The sequence below is a fragment of the Actinotalea caeni genome (assembly GCF_009733795.1).
GTDB lineage: Bacteria > Actinomycetota > Actinomycetes > Actinomycetales > Beutenbergiaceae > Pseudactinotalea > Pseudactinotalea caeni.
In genome coordinates this window covers 160540-176225 of sequence record NZ_WNXX01000003.1, presented here as the reverse complement: position 1 = coordinate 176225, position 15686 = coordinate 160540, and the positions used below count along the sequence as shown (strand labels likewise).

Here is a 15686-nt window from a genome sequence, read left to right as displayed (position 1 = left end):
CGGAAGTGGGTTGAAAGTGTCGGGGCGGGAGTGCGACGGCGGCCGTGGGTGGGTGTTGACGTCCTGACGGCCGTTCCCTACACTTCCACTATCGGGAAGAACGCTTCCACGATATGGAATCAATGGAGATGGCGGGAGAGCGTGATGAGGTTCACGGTCAACGGGTCGATCCTGCTGACGGAGCTGCCGCTGCTCGAGCGACCGGCGGCGGTCCGGGCGGCGGGGTTCGAGGCCGTCGAGCTGTGGTGGCCCTTCGCCACCGCGACCCCGGAGGCCGACGACGTCGACGCGCTGGTCGGGGCTCTGCAGGACGCGGGCGTGCAGCTCACCGGGCTGAACTTCGCGGCCGGCGACATGCCCGCCGGTGACCGCGGGCTGGTGTCGTGGCCCGGGCGCGAGGCCGACTTCCTCGCCAACCTCGACGTCGTCACCGCGATCGGGGAGCGCACCGGCTGCCGCGCGTTCAACGCCCTCTACGGCAACCGTCGGCCCGACGCCGACCCCGCCGCGCAGGACGACCTGGCGGCCCGCAACCTCGCGGCGGCCGCCCGGGCCGTGGCGCGCATCGGTGGCACCGTGCTCGTCGAGCCGGTCAGCGGCGTCGACGCCTACCCGCTCAGGACCGCCGACGACGCGGTCGCGGTCCTCGACCGGGTCGCGAGCGAGCACGGTCCCACCAACGTCGGGCTGCTGCTCGACGTCTACCACCTCGCCGTCAACGGCGACGACGTCGAGGCCGCCATCACGCACCACCGCGACCGCGTCGCGCACGTGCAGATCGCCGACGCGCCCGGCCGCGACCAGCCCGGTACCGGCGAGCTGCCGATCGGCGTCTGGCTCGACGACCTCGAGGCCGGCGGCTACGACGGCTGGGTCGGGCTCGAGTACAAGCCTGCGAGCCCCGCGTCCCAGGCCGACCCCTTCGGCTGGCTGCCGCGCGACCGTCGCGCCTGACCCACCCCGACCCGCACCACCGGAAGGACCACGGACATGACCACCATCGCGTTCATCGGCCTCGGCATCATGGGCTCCCCGATGGCCGTCCACCTGCAGCAGGCGGGGTTCGACGTCGTCGGCTACAACCCGACGCCGTCGCGCACCGAGGCGCTCGTCGCCGCCGGCGGTCGCGCCGCCGGGTCGACGGCGGAGGCCGTCGAGGGCGCCGACGTCGTCGCGATCATGGTCCCGGACTCGCCCGACGTCGCGCAGGTGCTGCGCGAGGACGGCGTGTTCGAGAAGGCCGCTCCGGGGACCCTGGTCATCGACTTCTCCTCGATCCGCCCCGACGTCAGCGCCGAGCTCGCCGCCGAGGCGCGCGAGCGCGGGCTGCGCATGCTCGACGCGCCGGTCTCCGGCGGCGAGCCGGGCGCCGTCGACGCCACGCTGTCCATCATGGTCGGCGGCGACGCCGAGGACGTCGAGGCGGCCCGCGGCATCTTCGAGGCGGTCGGCAGGACGATCGTCCACGTCGGCCCGCACGGCGCCGGCCAGACCGTCAAGGCCGCGAACCAGCTGATCGTCGCCGTCAACATCGAGGCGCTCGCCGAGGCGATCGTGTTCCTGCAGGCCTACGGGGTCGACCTCGACGCCGCCGTCGAGGTCCTCGGCGGCGGCCTGGCGGGATCCGCCGTGCTCGACCAGAAGGCCCGCAAGATGCTCGACCACGACTTCGACCCCGGGTTCCGCATCGACCTGCACCACAAGGATCTGGGGATCGTCACCTCGGCGGCCCGCGAGGCCGGCGTCGCGATCCCGGCCGCAGCGGTCGTCGCCCAGCTGATGGGCTCCGCCCGTGCCAACGGCGACGGCGGGCTCGACCACTCCGCCCTCTACCGGGGTGTCGCCCGGCTCTCCGGGATCCACCACCAGCGCTGACGCGCCCCCCCGTCCCACCCGCTGCGCGCCCACCCACCGCGCGCCGCTCGGGTCGTCGACGCCGACGACCCCCAGAAACTCACGTCCCTGAACCTCAGAAGGAGGCCGCCATGCCTCGCATGCGTGCCGTCGACGCCGCCGTGGCCATCCTGGCCAAGGAGGGCGCCACCCAGGCCTTCGGCCTGCCGGGAGCCGCCATCAACCCGTTCTACTCCGCGATGCGCGACCACGGCGGCATCCGCCACGTGCTCGCCCGGCACGTCGAGGGCGCCTCGCACATGGCGGACGGCTACTCCCGCACCCGGCCGGGCAACATCGGGATCTGCATCGGCAACTCCGGCCCCGCCGGCACCGACATGATCACGGGTCTGTACACCGCGTGGGCCGACTCCGTGCCGATGCTCTGCATCACCGGCCAGGCGCCGGTGGCCAAGCTCGACAAGGAGGACTTCCAGGCGGTCGACATCGCCTCGATCGCCGCACCGGTCACGAAGATGGCCAAGACCGTGCTCGAGGCGGGCCAGGTGCCGCAGGTCTTCCAGCAGGCGTTCCACCTCATGCGCTCGGGACGCCCGGGGCCGGTGCTGATCGACCTGCCGATCGACGTCCAGACGGCCGAGATCGACTTCGACCCCGACACCTACGAGCCGCTGCCGGTCCACCGCCCCACGGCGACGCGCGCGCAGGCGGAGCGGGCGATCGACATGCTGCTCGCCGCCGAGCGGCCGCTGCTCGTCGCGGGCGGCGGCGTGCTGAGTGCCTCCGCCGAGGCCGAGCTGCGGGAGCTCGCGGAGACCCTCCGCGTCCCGGTGGTGCCGACGCTGATGGCGTGGGGCGTGATCCCGGACGACCACCCGCTGATGGCGGGGATGGTGGGGCTGCAGACCTCCCACCGGTACGGCAACGCGACGCTGCTGGCGTCGGACTTCGTGCTGGGTGTCGGCAACCGGTGGGCCAACCGGCACACCGGGTCGGTCGCGGCCTACACCGAGGGCCGCACGTTCGTGCACGTCGACATCGAGCCGACCCAGATCGGTCGCGTGTTCGCCCCCGACTACGGGATCGTCTCCGACGCACGCGCCGCGCTGACGCTGTTCACCGAGGTCGCGCGCGAGCGGCTGGCCGCCGGCGCGGTCCCCGACTGGTCCGGCTGGGCGGCGGAGTGCGCCGAGCGCAAGCGCACGATGCTCCGCAAGACGCACTTCACCGATGTCCCGATCAAGCCGCAGCGCGTCTACGAGGAGATGAACAAGGCGTTCGACCGGGACACGCGCTACGTCACCACGATCGGTCTGTCGCAGATCGCCGGTGCGCAGTTCCTGCACGTCTACGAGCCGCGCCACTGGATCAACGCCGGCCAGGCCGGGCCGCTGGGCTGGACCGGGCCCGCCGCGCTCGGCGTCGCGACCGCGGCTCCCGACGAGCAGGTCGTGGCGCTCTCGGGGGACTACGACTTCCAGTTCATGATCGAGGAGCTCGCGGTCGGCGCGCAGTTCAACATCCCCTACGTGCACGTCGCCGTGAACAACTCCTACCTCGGCCTCATCCGGCAGTCCCAGCGGGCGTTCGACATGGACTTTCACGTGCAGCTGGGCTTCGAGAACCTGAACTCGCCCGACATGGGCGGCTACGGCGTCGACCACGTCAAGGTCGCCGAGGGGCTGGGGTGCAAGGCGCTGCGCGTGCGCGACCCCGAGGAGCTGGCGACCACGTTCGCGAAGGCGCAGGCGCTCGCGGCCGAGCACCGGGTGCCGGTCGTCGTCGAGGTGATCCTCGAGCGCGTCACCAACATCGCGATGGGGGCCGAGCTCGCCGGCGTGAACGAGTTCGAGGACCTCGCGATCTCCGCCGCGGACGCGCCGACGGCGATCGCCGCCCTCGACTGAGCGCCGGACCCGGGAGACTGTGCGCCATGAGTCACGTGGTCGTCGCCGCCGACAAGTTCAAGGGCTCGCTCACCGCCGCCGAGGTCGCCGCGCACGTCGCCGCCGGGCTGCGGCGCGCGCGCCCCGGGCTGCGGGTGCTCGAGGTCCCGATGGCCGATGGCGGGGAGGGCACGGTCGACGCGGCGCTCGCGGCCGGCGGTCGCGAGCGCCGCGTCGCCGTCACCGGCCCGCTGGGCGAGCCCGTGACGGCGCGGTACGCGCTCCTCGACGATGCCGACCACGGGCCGACGGCGGTGCTCGAGATGGCGCTGGCCTCCGGGCTCGCCCTCACCCCGGCGGACGACGGTGCGGCGCGAGACTCCTCCTCGATCGGGACCGGGCAGCTGGTCGCCGACGCGCTCGACGCCGGTGCGCGCCGGGTCGTGCTCGGTGTCGGCGGCAGCGCCTCGACCGACGGCGGCGCGGGCATGCTCGCGGCGCTCGGCGTGCGGCTGCTCGACGACGCGGGCGCACCGCTGCCCGGCGGCGGCGACGCGCTGCGCCGGCTGGCCCGGGTCGACCTCTCCGGGCTCGACCCGCGGCTCGCCGACACCGAGCTGGTCCTCGCGGCCGACGTCGAGAACCCGCTGCTCGGACCGGACGGCGCCGCGGCCGTCTACGGCCCGCAGAAGGGCGCGGACGAGGCGGCCGTCGCCGATCTCGAGGCCGGGCTGGCCCGCTGGGTGGAGGCGTTGGTCGAGGCCGGCGCCGCCACGGCCCGCGAGATCGCGGCCGCACGCGGGGCGGGCGCCGCCGGTGGCGTCGGCTTCGGCGCGCTGCTGCTGGGCGCCACCCGCCGCCGCGGCGTCGACGTCGTGCTGGACCTGACCGGCTTCGACGACGCCGTCGCGGGCGCCGCGCTCGTCGTCACCGGCGAGGGCTCGCTCGACGAGCAGAGCCTGTTCGGCAAGACGCCCGTCGGGGTGGCCGCGGCCGCCGCCCGCGCCGGCGTGCCGACCGTCGCGGTCGCCGGCCGCAGCCCGCTGCCGGCGGAGGAGCTGGCACGCCACGGCATCGCCGGGCGCTACGTGCTGAGCGACATCGAGCCCGACGTGGCGGTGTCGATCGCGGAGGCCGGGCGGCTGCTGGAGACGCTCGCAGAGGCGATCGCCGAGGACCACCTGCAGCCCGACCGGCAGGACGCGCTGCGATGACCGAGCGCTACGACCTGGTCGTCCGCGGCGAGCGGGTGCTCACGACCGCGGGCTTCCAGCCGCGCGAGGTCGGTGTGCGCGACGGCCGCGTCGAGGCGCTCGTGCCGCTGGGCAGCGGCCTGAGCGCCGACCGCGAGCTCGACCTGGCCCCGGACGAGGTGCTGCTGCCGGGGCTCGTCGACACCCACGTCCACGTCAACGAGCCCGGCCGCACCGAGTGGGAGGGCTTCGAGACCGCGACGCGCGCCGCCGCGCGCGGCGGCGTCACCACGATCGTCGACATGCCGCTGAACTCGATCCCGCCCACCACGTCGGTCGAGGCGCTGCAGCGCAAGGTCGAGGCGACCGAGGGCAAGCGTCACGTCGACGTCGGCTTCTGGGGCGGGGCGGTGCCCGGCAACAAGGACGAGCTGCGCGCCCTCCACGACGCGGGCGTGCTCGGCTTCAAGTGCTTCCTGCTGCACTCGGGCGTCGAGGAGTTCGGGCACCTGGAGCCCGACGAGCTCGAGGACTACCTGCGCGAGCTCGCGACCTTCGACGGCCTCATGCTGGTGCACGCCGAGGACTCCCGCGCGATCGACCGCGCGCCGCACGCCGAGGGCGACCGCTACGAGCGCTTCCTCGGCTCCCGGCCTCGTGGCGCGGAGAACCTCGCGATCGCCGAGGTGATCGAGCGGGCCCGGTGGACCGGGGCGCGCGCGCACGTGCTGCACCTGTCCTCCTCCGACGCGCTCCCGATGATCGCGACCGCCAAGCGCGACGGCGTCCGGATCACCGTCGAGACCTGCCCCCACTACCTCGCGCTCGCCGCCGAGGACGTCCCCGACGGCGCCACCGTCTTCAAGTGCTGCCCGCCGATCCGCGAGGCCGGCAACCGCGACCTGCTCTGGCAGGGTCTGCTCGACGGCACGATCGACTGCGTGGTCACCGACCACTCGCCGTCGACGCCGGACCTCAAGAACCTCGACACCGGCGACTTCGGCACCGCGTGGGGCGGGGTCGCGTCGCTGCAGCTCGGCCTGTCGGTGGTCTGGACCGCCGCCCGCACGCGCGGCGTCCCGCTCGAGCAGGTGGTGCGCTGGATGTCCGAGCGACCGGCCGCGCTCGCGGGTCTGCGCGACAAGGGCACGATCGCCGTCGGCCGCGCCGCGGACCTCGTGGTGTTCGCCCCCGACGACGCGTTCGTCGTGCGCCCGGAGGAGCTGGAGCACCGCAACGCGATCACCGCCTACGCGGACCGCACCCTCTCCGGCGTCGTGCGCCGTACCGTGCTGGCGGGCGTCGACGTCGACCTGGACCAGCCGGCCGGCAGGCTCCTGTGGAGGGGAAGGTCATGAGCTACTACGTCCCACGCGGCGGGCTGCCGCCCCAGACCGAGCTGACCACCGAGCGCGCGGTGTTCACCGAGGCCTATGCGGTGCTGCCGAGACGCACGATGAGCGACATCACCACGAGCGTGCTGCCGCACTGGGACCACACCCGCGCCTGGGTGCTCGCCCGCCCGCTCAGCGGCTTCGCCGAGACGTTCGCCCAGTACGTGGTCGAGGTCGGCCCGGGCGGCGGCAGCAACCGCCCGGAGCCGGACCGGGGCGCCGAGGGCGTGCTGTTCGTGGTCGACGGCGAGGTCGAGCTCGTGCTGCACGGCACGACGCACACGCTGGTCGCGGGCAGCTACGCCTACCTCGCGCCCGCGGTGGGGTGGACGCTGCGCAACCGCTCCGAGGCCACCGCGACGTTCCACTGGATCCGCAAGGCCTACGAGCCGGTCGAGGGCTACGCGCCGCCGCCGTCCTTCGTCACGCACGAGCGCGAGGTCGACGCGGTCGAGATGCCCGACACCGACGGGGCGTGGCGCACGCAGCGGTTCGTCGACCCGGCCGACGTCCGGCACGACATGCACGTCAACATCGTCACCTTCCAGCCCGGGGGAGCGATCACGTTCCCCGAGACCCACGTGATGGAGCACGGCCTGTACGTGCTCGAGGGCAAGGCCGTCTACCTGCTCAACACCGACTGGGTCGAGGTGCAGGAGGGCGACTTCATGTGGCTGCGGGCGTTCTGCCCGCAGGCCTGCTACGCGGGCGGTCCCGGGCCGTTCCGCTACCTGCTCTACAAGGACGTCAACCGCCACGCGCCGCTGCGTCTGCGGGCGTAGGACGCGTTCTCGGCGTCACCGTGACGTCAATGGTGCGACGGCATGATGTCGCCACGGCGCCACCGTGGCACAAAGTGACGTCGTGATGGTGTTGACGTGACATCACAGTGATGCCATCATGGCGTCATGGACCTCAACCCGTATGTCGCGAACCTCAGCTCCGCGCTCGTCGCGACCGCGCAGACCTCCACCCCGGAGGTCCGCGAGGCCGCCGAGCGGCTGGCCCAGGGCATGGAGCCCGCCGTCCGTCTCACGTTCATGGAGATGGCGTCGGACATGGCCGCCGAGGTGACCGCCCGCCTCGACGGCGACGTCGTCGACGTCAGGCTCCGGGGCGGCAACCCCGAGATCGTCGTCGACCGGCACAGCCGCGCCGACGAGGAGCCCACCCCGCCGTTCCCGCCGGAGCCGCCGGCACCGCCGGTGCCGCCGCAGCCCCCGGTCGACGACGACGGCGGCATGTCGCGCATCTCGCTGCGACTGCCCGACTACCTGAAGAGCCAGGTCGACGACTCCGCCGCCGCCGAGGGCGTCTCGGTGAACACCTGGCTCATCCGCGCCGTGCAGCAGGCGCTCACGCCGCAGTCCGGCATCGACATCTCCACCCCCGGCGGTCGCGTGCGCATCGGGCGCTCGGTGACCGGCTGGGTCCGCTGACCACGCACGACCAGAGAGGACGCACCATGTACAGCACCGCCAGCGAGGCCATCCGCGCGCAGCGCATGAGCTCCCCGCTCGACGACGAGATCTCGCGGGTCACCCGCCCGCGGCGCCGTCGCTCCCTCAGCACCACGTTCCGCCCCTCGGTCAACCGGGGAGGCCAGCTGTGAGGCACGAGCTCGAGACGACCGGCCCGGTCACCGTGGCCGCGAAGATGCGCTCCAGCGCGCTCGTGGTCTCCGTGAGCCAGGAGGAGGCGTCCCAGGTGGTCGTCGACGTCCACCCCCAGCGAGGCGGTGAGGACATCGCGGCCCAGACCCGGGTCGAGCTCGTCGGCGACCGCCTGGAGATCGTCGTGCCGAAGTCGAGCGCGTCGATCTTCCGTCCGTCCGGCTCTGTGCTCGTCACCGCGACCGTGCCGCTCGGCAGCTCCCTCGAGGTCGACACCGGCTCGGGCGCGCTGCGCACCCACGGCCCGCTGGCGCGGGCCGAGGTGAAGAGCGGCTCGGGCGACGTCGCGATCGACCAGGCCGAGGAGGTGCGGGTCTCGGCCGGCTCGGGCGACCTGGTCGTCGAGCACGGCGCCACCGTGCGGGCAGGATCGGGCTCCGGCGACGTCCGCGTCGGCCGAGCCACCGTCTCCGCCGAGGTGCGGACCGGTTCCGGCGACATCTCCCTCGGGCAGGCGGCCGACCTCTCCGCCGTCACCGGCTCCGGGGACGTCGTCGTCGACGACGCCGACGGCCAGGTGACGATCACCACCGGCTCGGGCGACGTGCTGCTGCGCCGCGTCGCGCAGGGCGAGGTCCAGGCCAAGGCGGCCTCGGGCGACGTCGTCGTCGGTGTCGCCGCGGGCACCGCCGCGCTGCTGGACTGCAGCTCGGTGAGCGGTCGGGTCACCACCGACCTCGCCTCGGGCGACGCGCCCACCGAGGACGAGAAGCACGTCGTGCTGCGGTTGCGCAGCGTGTCCGGCGACGTCCGGGTGCAGCGCGGCTGACCCGGGCCCGGGGCGGTGGCCGCGCCGTCGTCCCCTCAGCCGGCCGCCAGGTCGGTGAGCCACCGCTCGACGGCGGTGCGCAGGCCCGGCATGTCCGACCGCAGCGCGTGGTTCCCGCGCAGCCGCACCACCTCTCGGCCCGGCCCGTCCGGGGGCATGCCGAACGGGTCGGAGACGCCCTGCACGACCAGCGCCGGCACCGTGACGCCGGCGAGCTCCGGCAGCCGCGACCTCGTCGGGTCGTCGGCCTTGCCCGGCGGGTGCAGCGGGAAGGCGAGGCACAGCACGCCGTCCGCCCCGCCGGCGGCGGCCGTGCGGCACGCCACCCGGGCCCCCGAGGACCGGCCGCCGACGACCAGCGGTCCGGCGCCGACGACGCCGGAGCCGCGCAGGTGCGCCAGCACCGCCAGCCACGCCGCGTCGAGCTGCGGCGCGGGGGCGGGGGCCCGCCGGCCCGCCACCCGGTAGGGCTGCTCGACGAGCACGGCACCCCAGCCCAGGGAGGTCGCGACGGCGGCGGCGGCCCGCAGGTCGGGCGCGTGGGTGCCGCCGCCGGCGCCGTGCCCGAGCACCACGGTGCCCACGGCGCCGGCGGCGACCTCGACCGACGCAGGGCCGTGCGGGGTGTCGACGAGGTCGGGCACGCGGGTCTCCTGGATCGGTCCGTGTCTCGGTGGCTGCGACCAGGCTAGGCCCGGCACGCAGAGAGCCGGCCACCCCTCGGGGTGGCCGGCCCTGATCTCGGTGGGAGGTCCCTACTCGAGATCGGTCTCCTTCGCGGCGCGCGGCTCGGCTCCGACGGCCGCGGCGACCTGCCGCAGACCCAGCCCGCCCAGGATGAGCAGGACGCCGAGGACGACGGCCATGGCGGCGACGCCGTAGGAGACGACCGAGGTGAACAGCGAGGCCCGGAGGAACGACGCGTTCATGACCGTGGTGCGCTGCGCCTGCAGCTCGGCGGCGAGGTCCTCGTCGCCCGCCTCCTGCGCCTCGGACACCAGCGCGCCGAGCTCGGCGTAGGTGTTGCCGCCCGCGATCGCGGAGGCGTGCATGTCGATGATCTCGGCCTGCGCGTAGGCGGTGAACGGGTCGGCGACGGTGCGGCCCTCGGTCCACGAGAGAGCGGGGACGGCCTCGCCGACGTCCTCGCCGACGGTGATGCGCTGCGCGGAGAGCTGGGTGCTCACGAGCACCCAGACGGCGATGCCGGCGATGGCGAAGACGATGCCTGCGATGACGGCGATGACGCCGGCGGAGCTGGCGAGACGAGGACGGGCTGAGGTGGACACGGTGTCCCTCCTGGACTGGGTCGTTGCTGGGAAGTTCTGAGCGGGTCTTGCGGGATCAGTCTTGCGGCCCGCGACCGCCGCGTCCTGGGTCCGAGGTCCCGGATCGGGGTCGTGTCGCGGGCGCGATGCGTCGGCTGCGTCACAGCGGCGCGGCCTAGACTCCGGCCATGACGGTCAGCGACGGCGCCAGGCACGACATCAAGCCCCGCAGCCGGGTGGTGACGGACGGGTTGGAGGCCACCGCGGCGCGCGGCATGCTGCGCGCCGTCGGCATGGGCGACGAGGACTTCGCCAAGCCCCAGATCGGCGTTGCGAGCTCCTGGAACGAGATCACGCCGTGCAACCTCTCGCTGGACCGGCTCGCGCAGGCGGTCAAGCAGGGCGTGCACGCGGCGGGCGGCTACCCGCTGGAGTTCGGCACCATCTCGGTCTCCGACGGCATCTCGATGGGGCACGAGGGCATGCACTTCTCGCTGGTCTCGCGGGACGTCATCGCCGACTCGGTCGAGACGGTGATGCAGGCCGAGCGGCTCGACGGCTCGGTGCTGCTCGCCGGGTGCGACAAGTCCCTGCCCGGCATGCTGATGGCGGCCGCGCGGCTCGACCTCGCCTCGGTGTTCCTCTACGCGGGCTCGATCATGCCCGGCTGGGTCCGGCTGAGCGACGGCACGGAGAAGGACGTCACGATCATCGACGCCTTCGAGGCCGTCGGCGCGTGCGCCCGGGGGCTGATGAGCCGTGAGGACGTCGACGCGATCGAGCGTGCGATCTGCCCGGGCGAGGGCGCCTGCGGCGGCATGTACACCGCGAACACGATGGCCTCGGTCGCCGAGGCGATCGGGATGTCGGTCCCGGGGTCGGCGGCTCCGCCGTCCGCCGACCGGCGTCGCGACACCTTCGCGCACCGATCCGGCGAGGCGGTCGTGGAGCTGCTGCGGCGGGGCATCACCGCCCGCGACATCATGACGAAGGAGGCGTTCGAGAACGCGATCGCCGTCGTGATGGCCTTCGGCGGCTCGACCAACGCCGTCCTGCACCTGCTCGCGATCGCCCACGAGGCGGAGGTCGACCTCACGCTCGACGACTTCTCCCGGATCGCGGACCGTGTGCCGCACCTGGGCGACCTCAAGCCGTTCGGCGCCTACGTGATGAACGACGTCGACCGCATCGGCGGCGTCCCGGTCGTCATGAAGGCCCTGCTCGACGCCGGGCTGCTGCACGGCGACTGCCTCACGGTCACCGGGCGGACGCTCGCGGAGAACCTGGCCGACATCGACCCGCCCGACCCGGACGGCAAGATCCTGCGGGCGCTGTCGGACCCGATCCACCCGACCGGCGGCATCACGATCCTGCACGGGTCGCTCGCGCCCGAGGGCGCGGTCGTGAAGTCGGCAGGGTTCGACTCCTCCACCTTCGAGGGCACCGCCCGTGTGTTCGACCGGGAGCGCGCTGCGATGGACGCGCTCGAGGACGGCACGATCACCGACGGCGACGTCGTCGTCATCCGGTACGAGGGCCCGAAGGGTGGGCCGGGGATGCGGGAGATGCTCGCGATCACCGGCGCGATCAAGGGCGCGGGGCTCGGCAAGTCGGTGCTGCTGCTCACCGACGGCCGGTTCTCGGGCGGCACCACCGGCCTGTGCGTCGGGCACGTCGCGCCCGAGGCGGTCGACGGCGGCCCGATCGCGCTCGTGCGCGACGGCGACCGGATCCGGCTCGACGTCGCCCGCAAGACCCTCGACCTGCTGGTCGAGCCGGAGGAGCTGGCGCGCCGCCGCGAGGGCTGGCAGCCGCTGCCGCCGGTCTACACGCGCGGGGTGCTCGCGAAGTACACCAAGCTCGTGCAGTCGGCCAGCAAGGGCGCCGTGCTCGTCTGACCGGCGGGCGGCCGCCAGCGGCGGCTCAGCCCCTGACCATCCGGATCTCCGGGACGCCGTCGTCGACCTGCGTCACGCCGTCGGGGACGAACCCGTGCTTGCGGTAGAGGGCCTGCGCCCGGGGGTTGGGGTCGGCGACCCACAGGTAGGCCGGGACGCCCGCCGGGACGACGGCGTCGAGCAGCCCGGCGCCGGCTCCCGAGCCGTGGTGCTCGGCCAGCACGTAGAGCACGTAGAGCTGCAGCGGCGCCGGGGGCGCGTCGTCCAGCGGTGGGCCCGACATGGCGACACCGACGACCTCGCGGTCACCGCCGGGTGTCGCCGCCTCGGCCACGGCGACACGGTTCGCGGCATAGCGCGGCTCGGTGAGCGCCGCCGTCCAGAACCGTTCTCGCCAAGCCAGCATGCCGGGGTCGTCGAGGACGTCGTCACGCATGAGGCCGCGGTAGGTCTCGCGCCACGAGGTGACGACGACCCGTGCCATCGCCGGGACGTCCGCCTGCGACGGGGCGCGCACGGCGATCGCGGTCACCCGCCGATGCTAGGCGTCGGGGGAGCGCGGGGTCAGAGGATCTCGAGGTCGTCGAGCGAGGGGGTCGCGGGGCGGTTGGTGCTTGGGGCGTCGAGGTAGAAGAACGCCGTCGAGGCGATGTCGTCGTGCAGCGGGAGGTAACGGTGGCCGCTGCGCCAGCCCAGCGCCTGGATGTCGACCGTGAGATCGGTGCGGAACCTGATCGGGTCGGGCACGTGCCAGCGGTACATCCCGAACCGCTGCTGCGAGGCGTACAGACCGTCGGGCCGGATCACCTGGTGCATCCCGAGGTAGGGGGTCGAGTAGGTGGTGTAGCCCTGGCCGGGAACGTCGAAGTTCCACGCGCCGCCGACGTAGTCCTCGGTGCCGGTGCCCGCGATCGTCGGGAACCGCTCGGCGGCGTGGGCGTCGCCGTCCATGTAGAACTTGATCTCGCCCTCGCCCCACCAGCCGGTGGAGTTGACGCCCCACGCGAGGTAGGTGCCGACGTACTGGCCGCTGCCGCGGACGTCGTCGAGCAGCACGTGCGTGGTGCCGGCCTGCAGCGGGTTGCTGCGGCGCCACTGGGCGTGCAGCCGACCGGTGCCGACGGCGGCGTCCGGGCCGGTCTCATAGGTCACCTGGTAGTAGACGACGACGGGTTCGGGGGCCAGGTTCTCGATCGTGAGCCGGGCGCCGTCGGAGAACGGCATCGGCCAGTAGGAGTTGAACCCGCCGTGCGGGTTGACGGCGACCATGGCCGAGCTCAGCTGGGCGAAGCGGCCCCAGCCCTGCCCGAAGAAGTCGCCGACCGGCACCTCGACCGCGGGCTCGGCGGCGCCGTCCCAGTAGGCGCGCAGCAGCAGCCGGCGCCAGTTGTCGGTGTGGGTCGTCAGCCAGACGTGGGTGATCCGGCCGGAGCCCTCGATGCTCGCGAGGTCGAAGGTCTCGCCGGCCGCGATCTCGACGCTGGGGGAGATCTTCCAGCCCTGGCCCAGGTCGCGCGCCGGTCCGGCGCCGGTGCCCTCGGTGGCGCGGCCTCCGCCGCCCTTGGCGCCGGTGAAGTTCTCCGGGCTGATCGATCGGGTCTCGATGTCGCGCAGCGTGGCGATGTCGTGGTGCGGCATGGATCGCGTCCTCGGGATCGTGGGAGGGGCCGGTGACGACCGGCAGCAAACGATTACTCAGCCTAGGGGACCTGACGCCGAGCCGCGGTCGTCGGGTCGCGGGGGTGTCGGGGACGTACCGGAGCAGGTCGCTGGCGGGCAGTCGAACACCTGACAGACCGCCGCGAGCGTGGAGAACCGGATCGACCGCGCCGTGCCGGTCGTGACGTTGTTGAGGTTGGCCACGGTGATCCCGACCTGCTCGCAGAGCTCGTTCAGGCGCAGCAGCGCCACGGTGGTGGACGACGAGACCCATCGCCCCGGTGATGCGCGGACGGGCCGCCCGGATCGCTCCGGACGGCCCGTCGTGGGCGGTCGGCTCAGCGCATCGCTCGGCGGCGGCGCACCGCGAGGAGCGCCGCACCGGTCAGCAGCAGGGCGACCGCCAGCAGCGCCGCGGCTGCTGGCGCGTCGAGCCCGGTGCCGGCCAGCAGCGTGCCCGCCACGCCGGTGCCCACCGGAGCGCGCTCGTGCTCCGCCGACGGCCCGTGCGTCGCACCGCCCACAGCGCCGTCGATCTCCGACGTGGAGGTCTCCTCCGCAGGGGTCTGGACCTCGTCACCGGGGTCGACCGAGTCGGTGTCCTCGCCCGGGTGTGTGGCGTCACCGGGGTCGGTCCCGTCGCCGGGTTCGGTGGTCTCGCCGGGGTCGGTCCCGTCGCCGGGTTCGGTGGTCTCGCCGGGGTCGGTGCCGTCGCCGGGGTCGGTGGTCTCGCCGGGGTCGGTGCCGTCGCCGGGGTCGGTGGTCTCGCCGGGGTCGGTGCCGTCGCCGGGGTCGGTGCTCTCGCCGGGGTCGGTCCCGTCGCCGGGGTCGGTGCTCTCGCCGGGGTCGGTGCTCTCCTCGACGCCGCACAGCAGCCGGCCCGCGAAGGTGTGGTGGTGGATCTCGCCGGCGCCCGAGGTCGTCACGTTCTGAGCGATCCACTGGCCGTTCGTCGTGATGTTCGAGCTGAAGGCGAGATCGGCGTGAGGTGCCCAGACGCCGCCCATCTCGAAGCCGTCGATCGTCAGCGTCCCGGTGACCTGCGAGGCGTCGAGCAGGATCGAGCGGGCGTAGGCCTGCTGCTGCCCGGCGCCCGCCGACCAGCCCTCGAAGCCGAGGCGACCCACCGTCGTCGTGCCCGGTGCCACCCGCACGACCAGGGGTGCCTGAGCGGTCGGGACGTAGCCGCCCGCGCGGTCGAGCTTGATCGTGCGGTTGGCGAGCTCGGAGTAGTCGACGACGTTGGGCATCGTGGTCGAGAAGCCGCTGACGAACACCATCTCGCCCTGCGTCTGGACGGTCACCCGGTTCGCGAGCGTGGCGTCGCCAGCCATCGCGTCGAGGCACGTGTCGGTGCGCGCCACGGCCGACGCCAGGTCCGGCAGGTAGCTCGCGACCGACGGCTGCGCCGTCGCGAGGTCGGCCACCGACGACGTGGCGTAGGGGTACGCCTTGAGGTCGAGCACGCCCCCGGCGGGGTTGGTCACCCGCAGGAAGTCCTTGCCAGCGGCCGCGCCGACCCCGCCGCCACGGGCCGAGCCCACGAGTCCCGTGACGTCGACCAGCTTGACGCCGGCGTTGAGATCGGCGTCGGTGCGCGCCGCGCGGTTCGAGACGTCGAAGGCGCCCGGCCCGACGAACGAGCCGGCCAGGATCCGGACGGCGCGACCGTCGACCGTCGGGAGCGTGTAGTCACCGACGCCGGCGACCTCGTGCACCATCGGGAAACCGTTCTGGTTGCCGCTGCGCACGCTGCCGAAGACGGCGATCGAGCCCTCGATCTCCGAGCTGTTGAGCACGGCGTCGCCCTGCGCGAGGACCGTGAACCCGCCGAGCGCGTCGAACGGGTTGATGCTGACCGGCTCGGCGGCAGCGCCGCCGGCCGGTGCGGCGAGCACCGCGGCGGCGACGAGCAGCGCGGTGCCGCTGCCGGCCAGCCGCGCGCGGGCGCGACTGTAGAAACGCATGACCATGCGCGTGAATCCCCTTGTACGGATGTGAGAAGGCGCACCGAGACGGCGCGCCGCACGACAGCCCCTGCGTGCACCTCGAACGTACAGAAACCGAACGCGATTCGGTAAGCCAGGACGGT

At 73.6% G+C, this 15686-nt stretch carries 15 protein-coding genes and 1 pseudogene; 10 read left to right on the top strand and 6 right to left on the bottom strand.

All coding sequences use genetic code 11. The features are described from left to right. Window positions 1–144: 144 nt before the first annotated feature. From GPA02_RS04075 to GPA02_RS04035, 9 genes and pseudogenes are all read left to right on the top strand, one after another. Entirely contained in the window at window positions 145–954 is an 810-nt protein-coding gene (locus GPA02_RS04075; protein WP_156198568.1) for a hydroxypyruvate isomerase family protein, read from the top strand. 24 nt (window positions 955–978) lie between these two features. Further along, window positions 979–1875, top strand: a pseudogene (locus tag GPA02_RS04070) (2-hydroxy-3-oxopropionate reductase); the annotation flags it as partial. Between the two features lie 110 nt (window positions 1876–1985). Further along, window positions 1986–3761: a glyoxylate carboligase gene (gene gcl, locus GPA02_RS04065; RefSeq protein ID WP_156198566.1), complete on the top strand. Its 1776-nt coding sequence runs from the start codon at window positions 1986–1988 to the stop codon at window positions 3759–3761. A gap of 26 nt (window positions 3762–3787) precedes the next feature. Continuing rightward, window positions 3788–4954, top strand: a complete 1167-nt coding sequence (locus GPA02_RS04060; RefSeq protein WP_156198565.1) for a glycerate kinase — start codon at window positions 3788–3790, stop codon at window positions 4952–4954. Next, a complete protein-coding gene (allB, locus tag GPA02_RS04055; protein ID WP_156198564.1) occupies window positions 4951–6291 on the top strand; it encodes an allantoinase AllB in 1341 nt (446 codons plus the stop codon). Before GPA02_RS04060 ends, allB begins: the two co-directional genes overlap by 4 nt. Continuing rightward, window positions 6288–7109 carry a bifunctional allantoicase/(S)-ureidoglycine aminohydrolase gene (locus GPA02_RS04050; RefSeq protein ID WP_156198563.1) on the top strand — a complete coding sequence of 274 codons (822 nt, stop codon included), beginning with the start codon at window positions 6288–6290 and terminating at the stop codon, window positions 7107–7109. Before allB ends, GPA02_RS04050 begins: the two co-directional genes overlap by 4 nt. 126 nt (window positions 7110–7235) lie before the next feature. Beyond that, window positions 7236–7766, top strand: a complete 531-nt coding sequence (locus GPA02_RS04045) for a hypothetical protein (protein WP_156198562.1) — start codon at window positions 7236–7238, stop codon at window positions 7764–7766. Window positions 7767–7792: 26 nt separating this feature from the next. Then, window positions 7793–7939 carry a hypothetical protein gene (locus GPA02_RS04040; RefSeq protein WP_156198561.1) on the top strand — a complete coding sequence of 49 codons (147 nt, stop codon included), beginning with the start codon at window positions 7793–7795 and terminating at the stop codon, window positions 7937–7939. Beyond that, a complete protein-coding gene (locus tag GPA02_RS04035; RefSeq protein ID WP_156198560.1) occupies window positions 7936–8769 on the top strand; it encodes a DUF4097 family beta strand repeat-containing protein in 834 nt (277 codons plus the stop codon). The genes GPA02_RS04040 and GPA02_RS04035 overlap by 4 nt, the downstream gene beginning before the upstream one ends. Before the next feature lie 35 nt (window positions 8770–8804). Here GPA02_RS04035 and GPA02_RS04030 read toward each other — a convergent pair whose 3' ends face one another. Together GPA02_RS04030 and GPA02_RS04025 are read right to left on the bottom strand one after the other, a co-directional pair. Continuing rightward, a complete protein-coding gene (locus tag GPA02_RS04030; protein ID WP_156198559.1) occupies window positions 8805–9413 on the bottom strand; it encodes an alpha/beta hydrolase family protein in 609 nt (202 codons plus the stop codon). 111 nt (window positions 9414–9524) lie between these two features. Beyond that, complete coding sequence (locus GPA02_RS04025; RefSeq protein WP_156198558.1) at window positions 9525–10058, bottom strand: aromatic ring-opening dioxygenase LigA; 534 nt, start codon at window positions 10056–10058, stop codon at window positions 9525–9527. Between the two features lie 167 nt (window positions 10059–10225). On the opposite strand from GPA02_RS04025, the gene ilvD reads away from it, so the two are divergent. Continuing rightward, complete coding sequence (ilvD, locus tag GPA02_RS04020) at window positions 10226–11935, top strand: dihydroxy-acid dehydratase (RefSeq protein ID WP_156198557.1); 1710 nt, start codon at window positions 10226–10228, stop codon at window positions 11933–11935. A 25-nt stretch (window positions 11936–11960) separates the two neighbouring features. Here the strand turns inward: ilvD and GPA02_RS04015 are convergent, their stop codons facing one another. The 4 genes from GPA02_RS04015 to GPA02_RS04000 all read right to left on the bottom strand — a co-directional run bounded on the left by GPA02_RS04015 (window position 11961) and on the right by GPA02_RS04000 (window position 15561). Beyond that, window positions 11961–12467 (bottom strand): GNAT family N-acetyltransferase, encoded by a 507-nt coding sequence (locus GPA02_RS04015; RefSeq protein WP_240133868.1) that lies wholly within the window; start codon window positions 12465–12467, stop codon window positions 11961–11963. Between the two features lie 32 nt (window positions 12468–12499). Next, window positions 12500–13573: a glycoside hydrolase family 172 protein gene (locus GPA02_RS04010; RefSeq protein ID WP_156198556.1), complete on the bottom strand. Its 1074-nt coding sequence runs from the start codon at window positions 13571–13573 to the stop codon at window positions 12500–12502. A 57-nt stretch (window positions 13574–13630) separates the two neighbouring features. Then, the gene (locus tag GPA02_RS19575) at window positions 13631–13846 is read right to left on the bottom strand and encodes a helix-turn-helix domain-containing protein (protein WP_156198555.1); all 216 of its coding nucleotides are present in this window, start codon (window positions 13844–13846) and stop codon (window positions 13631–13633) included. A gap of 86 nt (window positions 13847–13932) precedes the next feature. Next, window positions 13933–15561 (bottom strand): collagen-binding domain-containing protein, encoded by a 1629-nt coding sequence (locus tag GPA02_RS04000; RefSeq protein ID WP_162457698.1) that lies wholly within the window; start codon window positions 15559–15561, stop codon window positions 13933–13935. Between the last annotated feature and the right edge of the window lie 125 nt (window positions 15562–15686).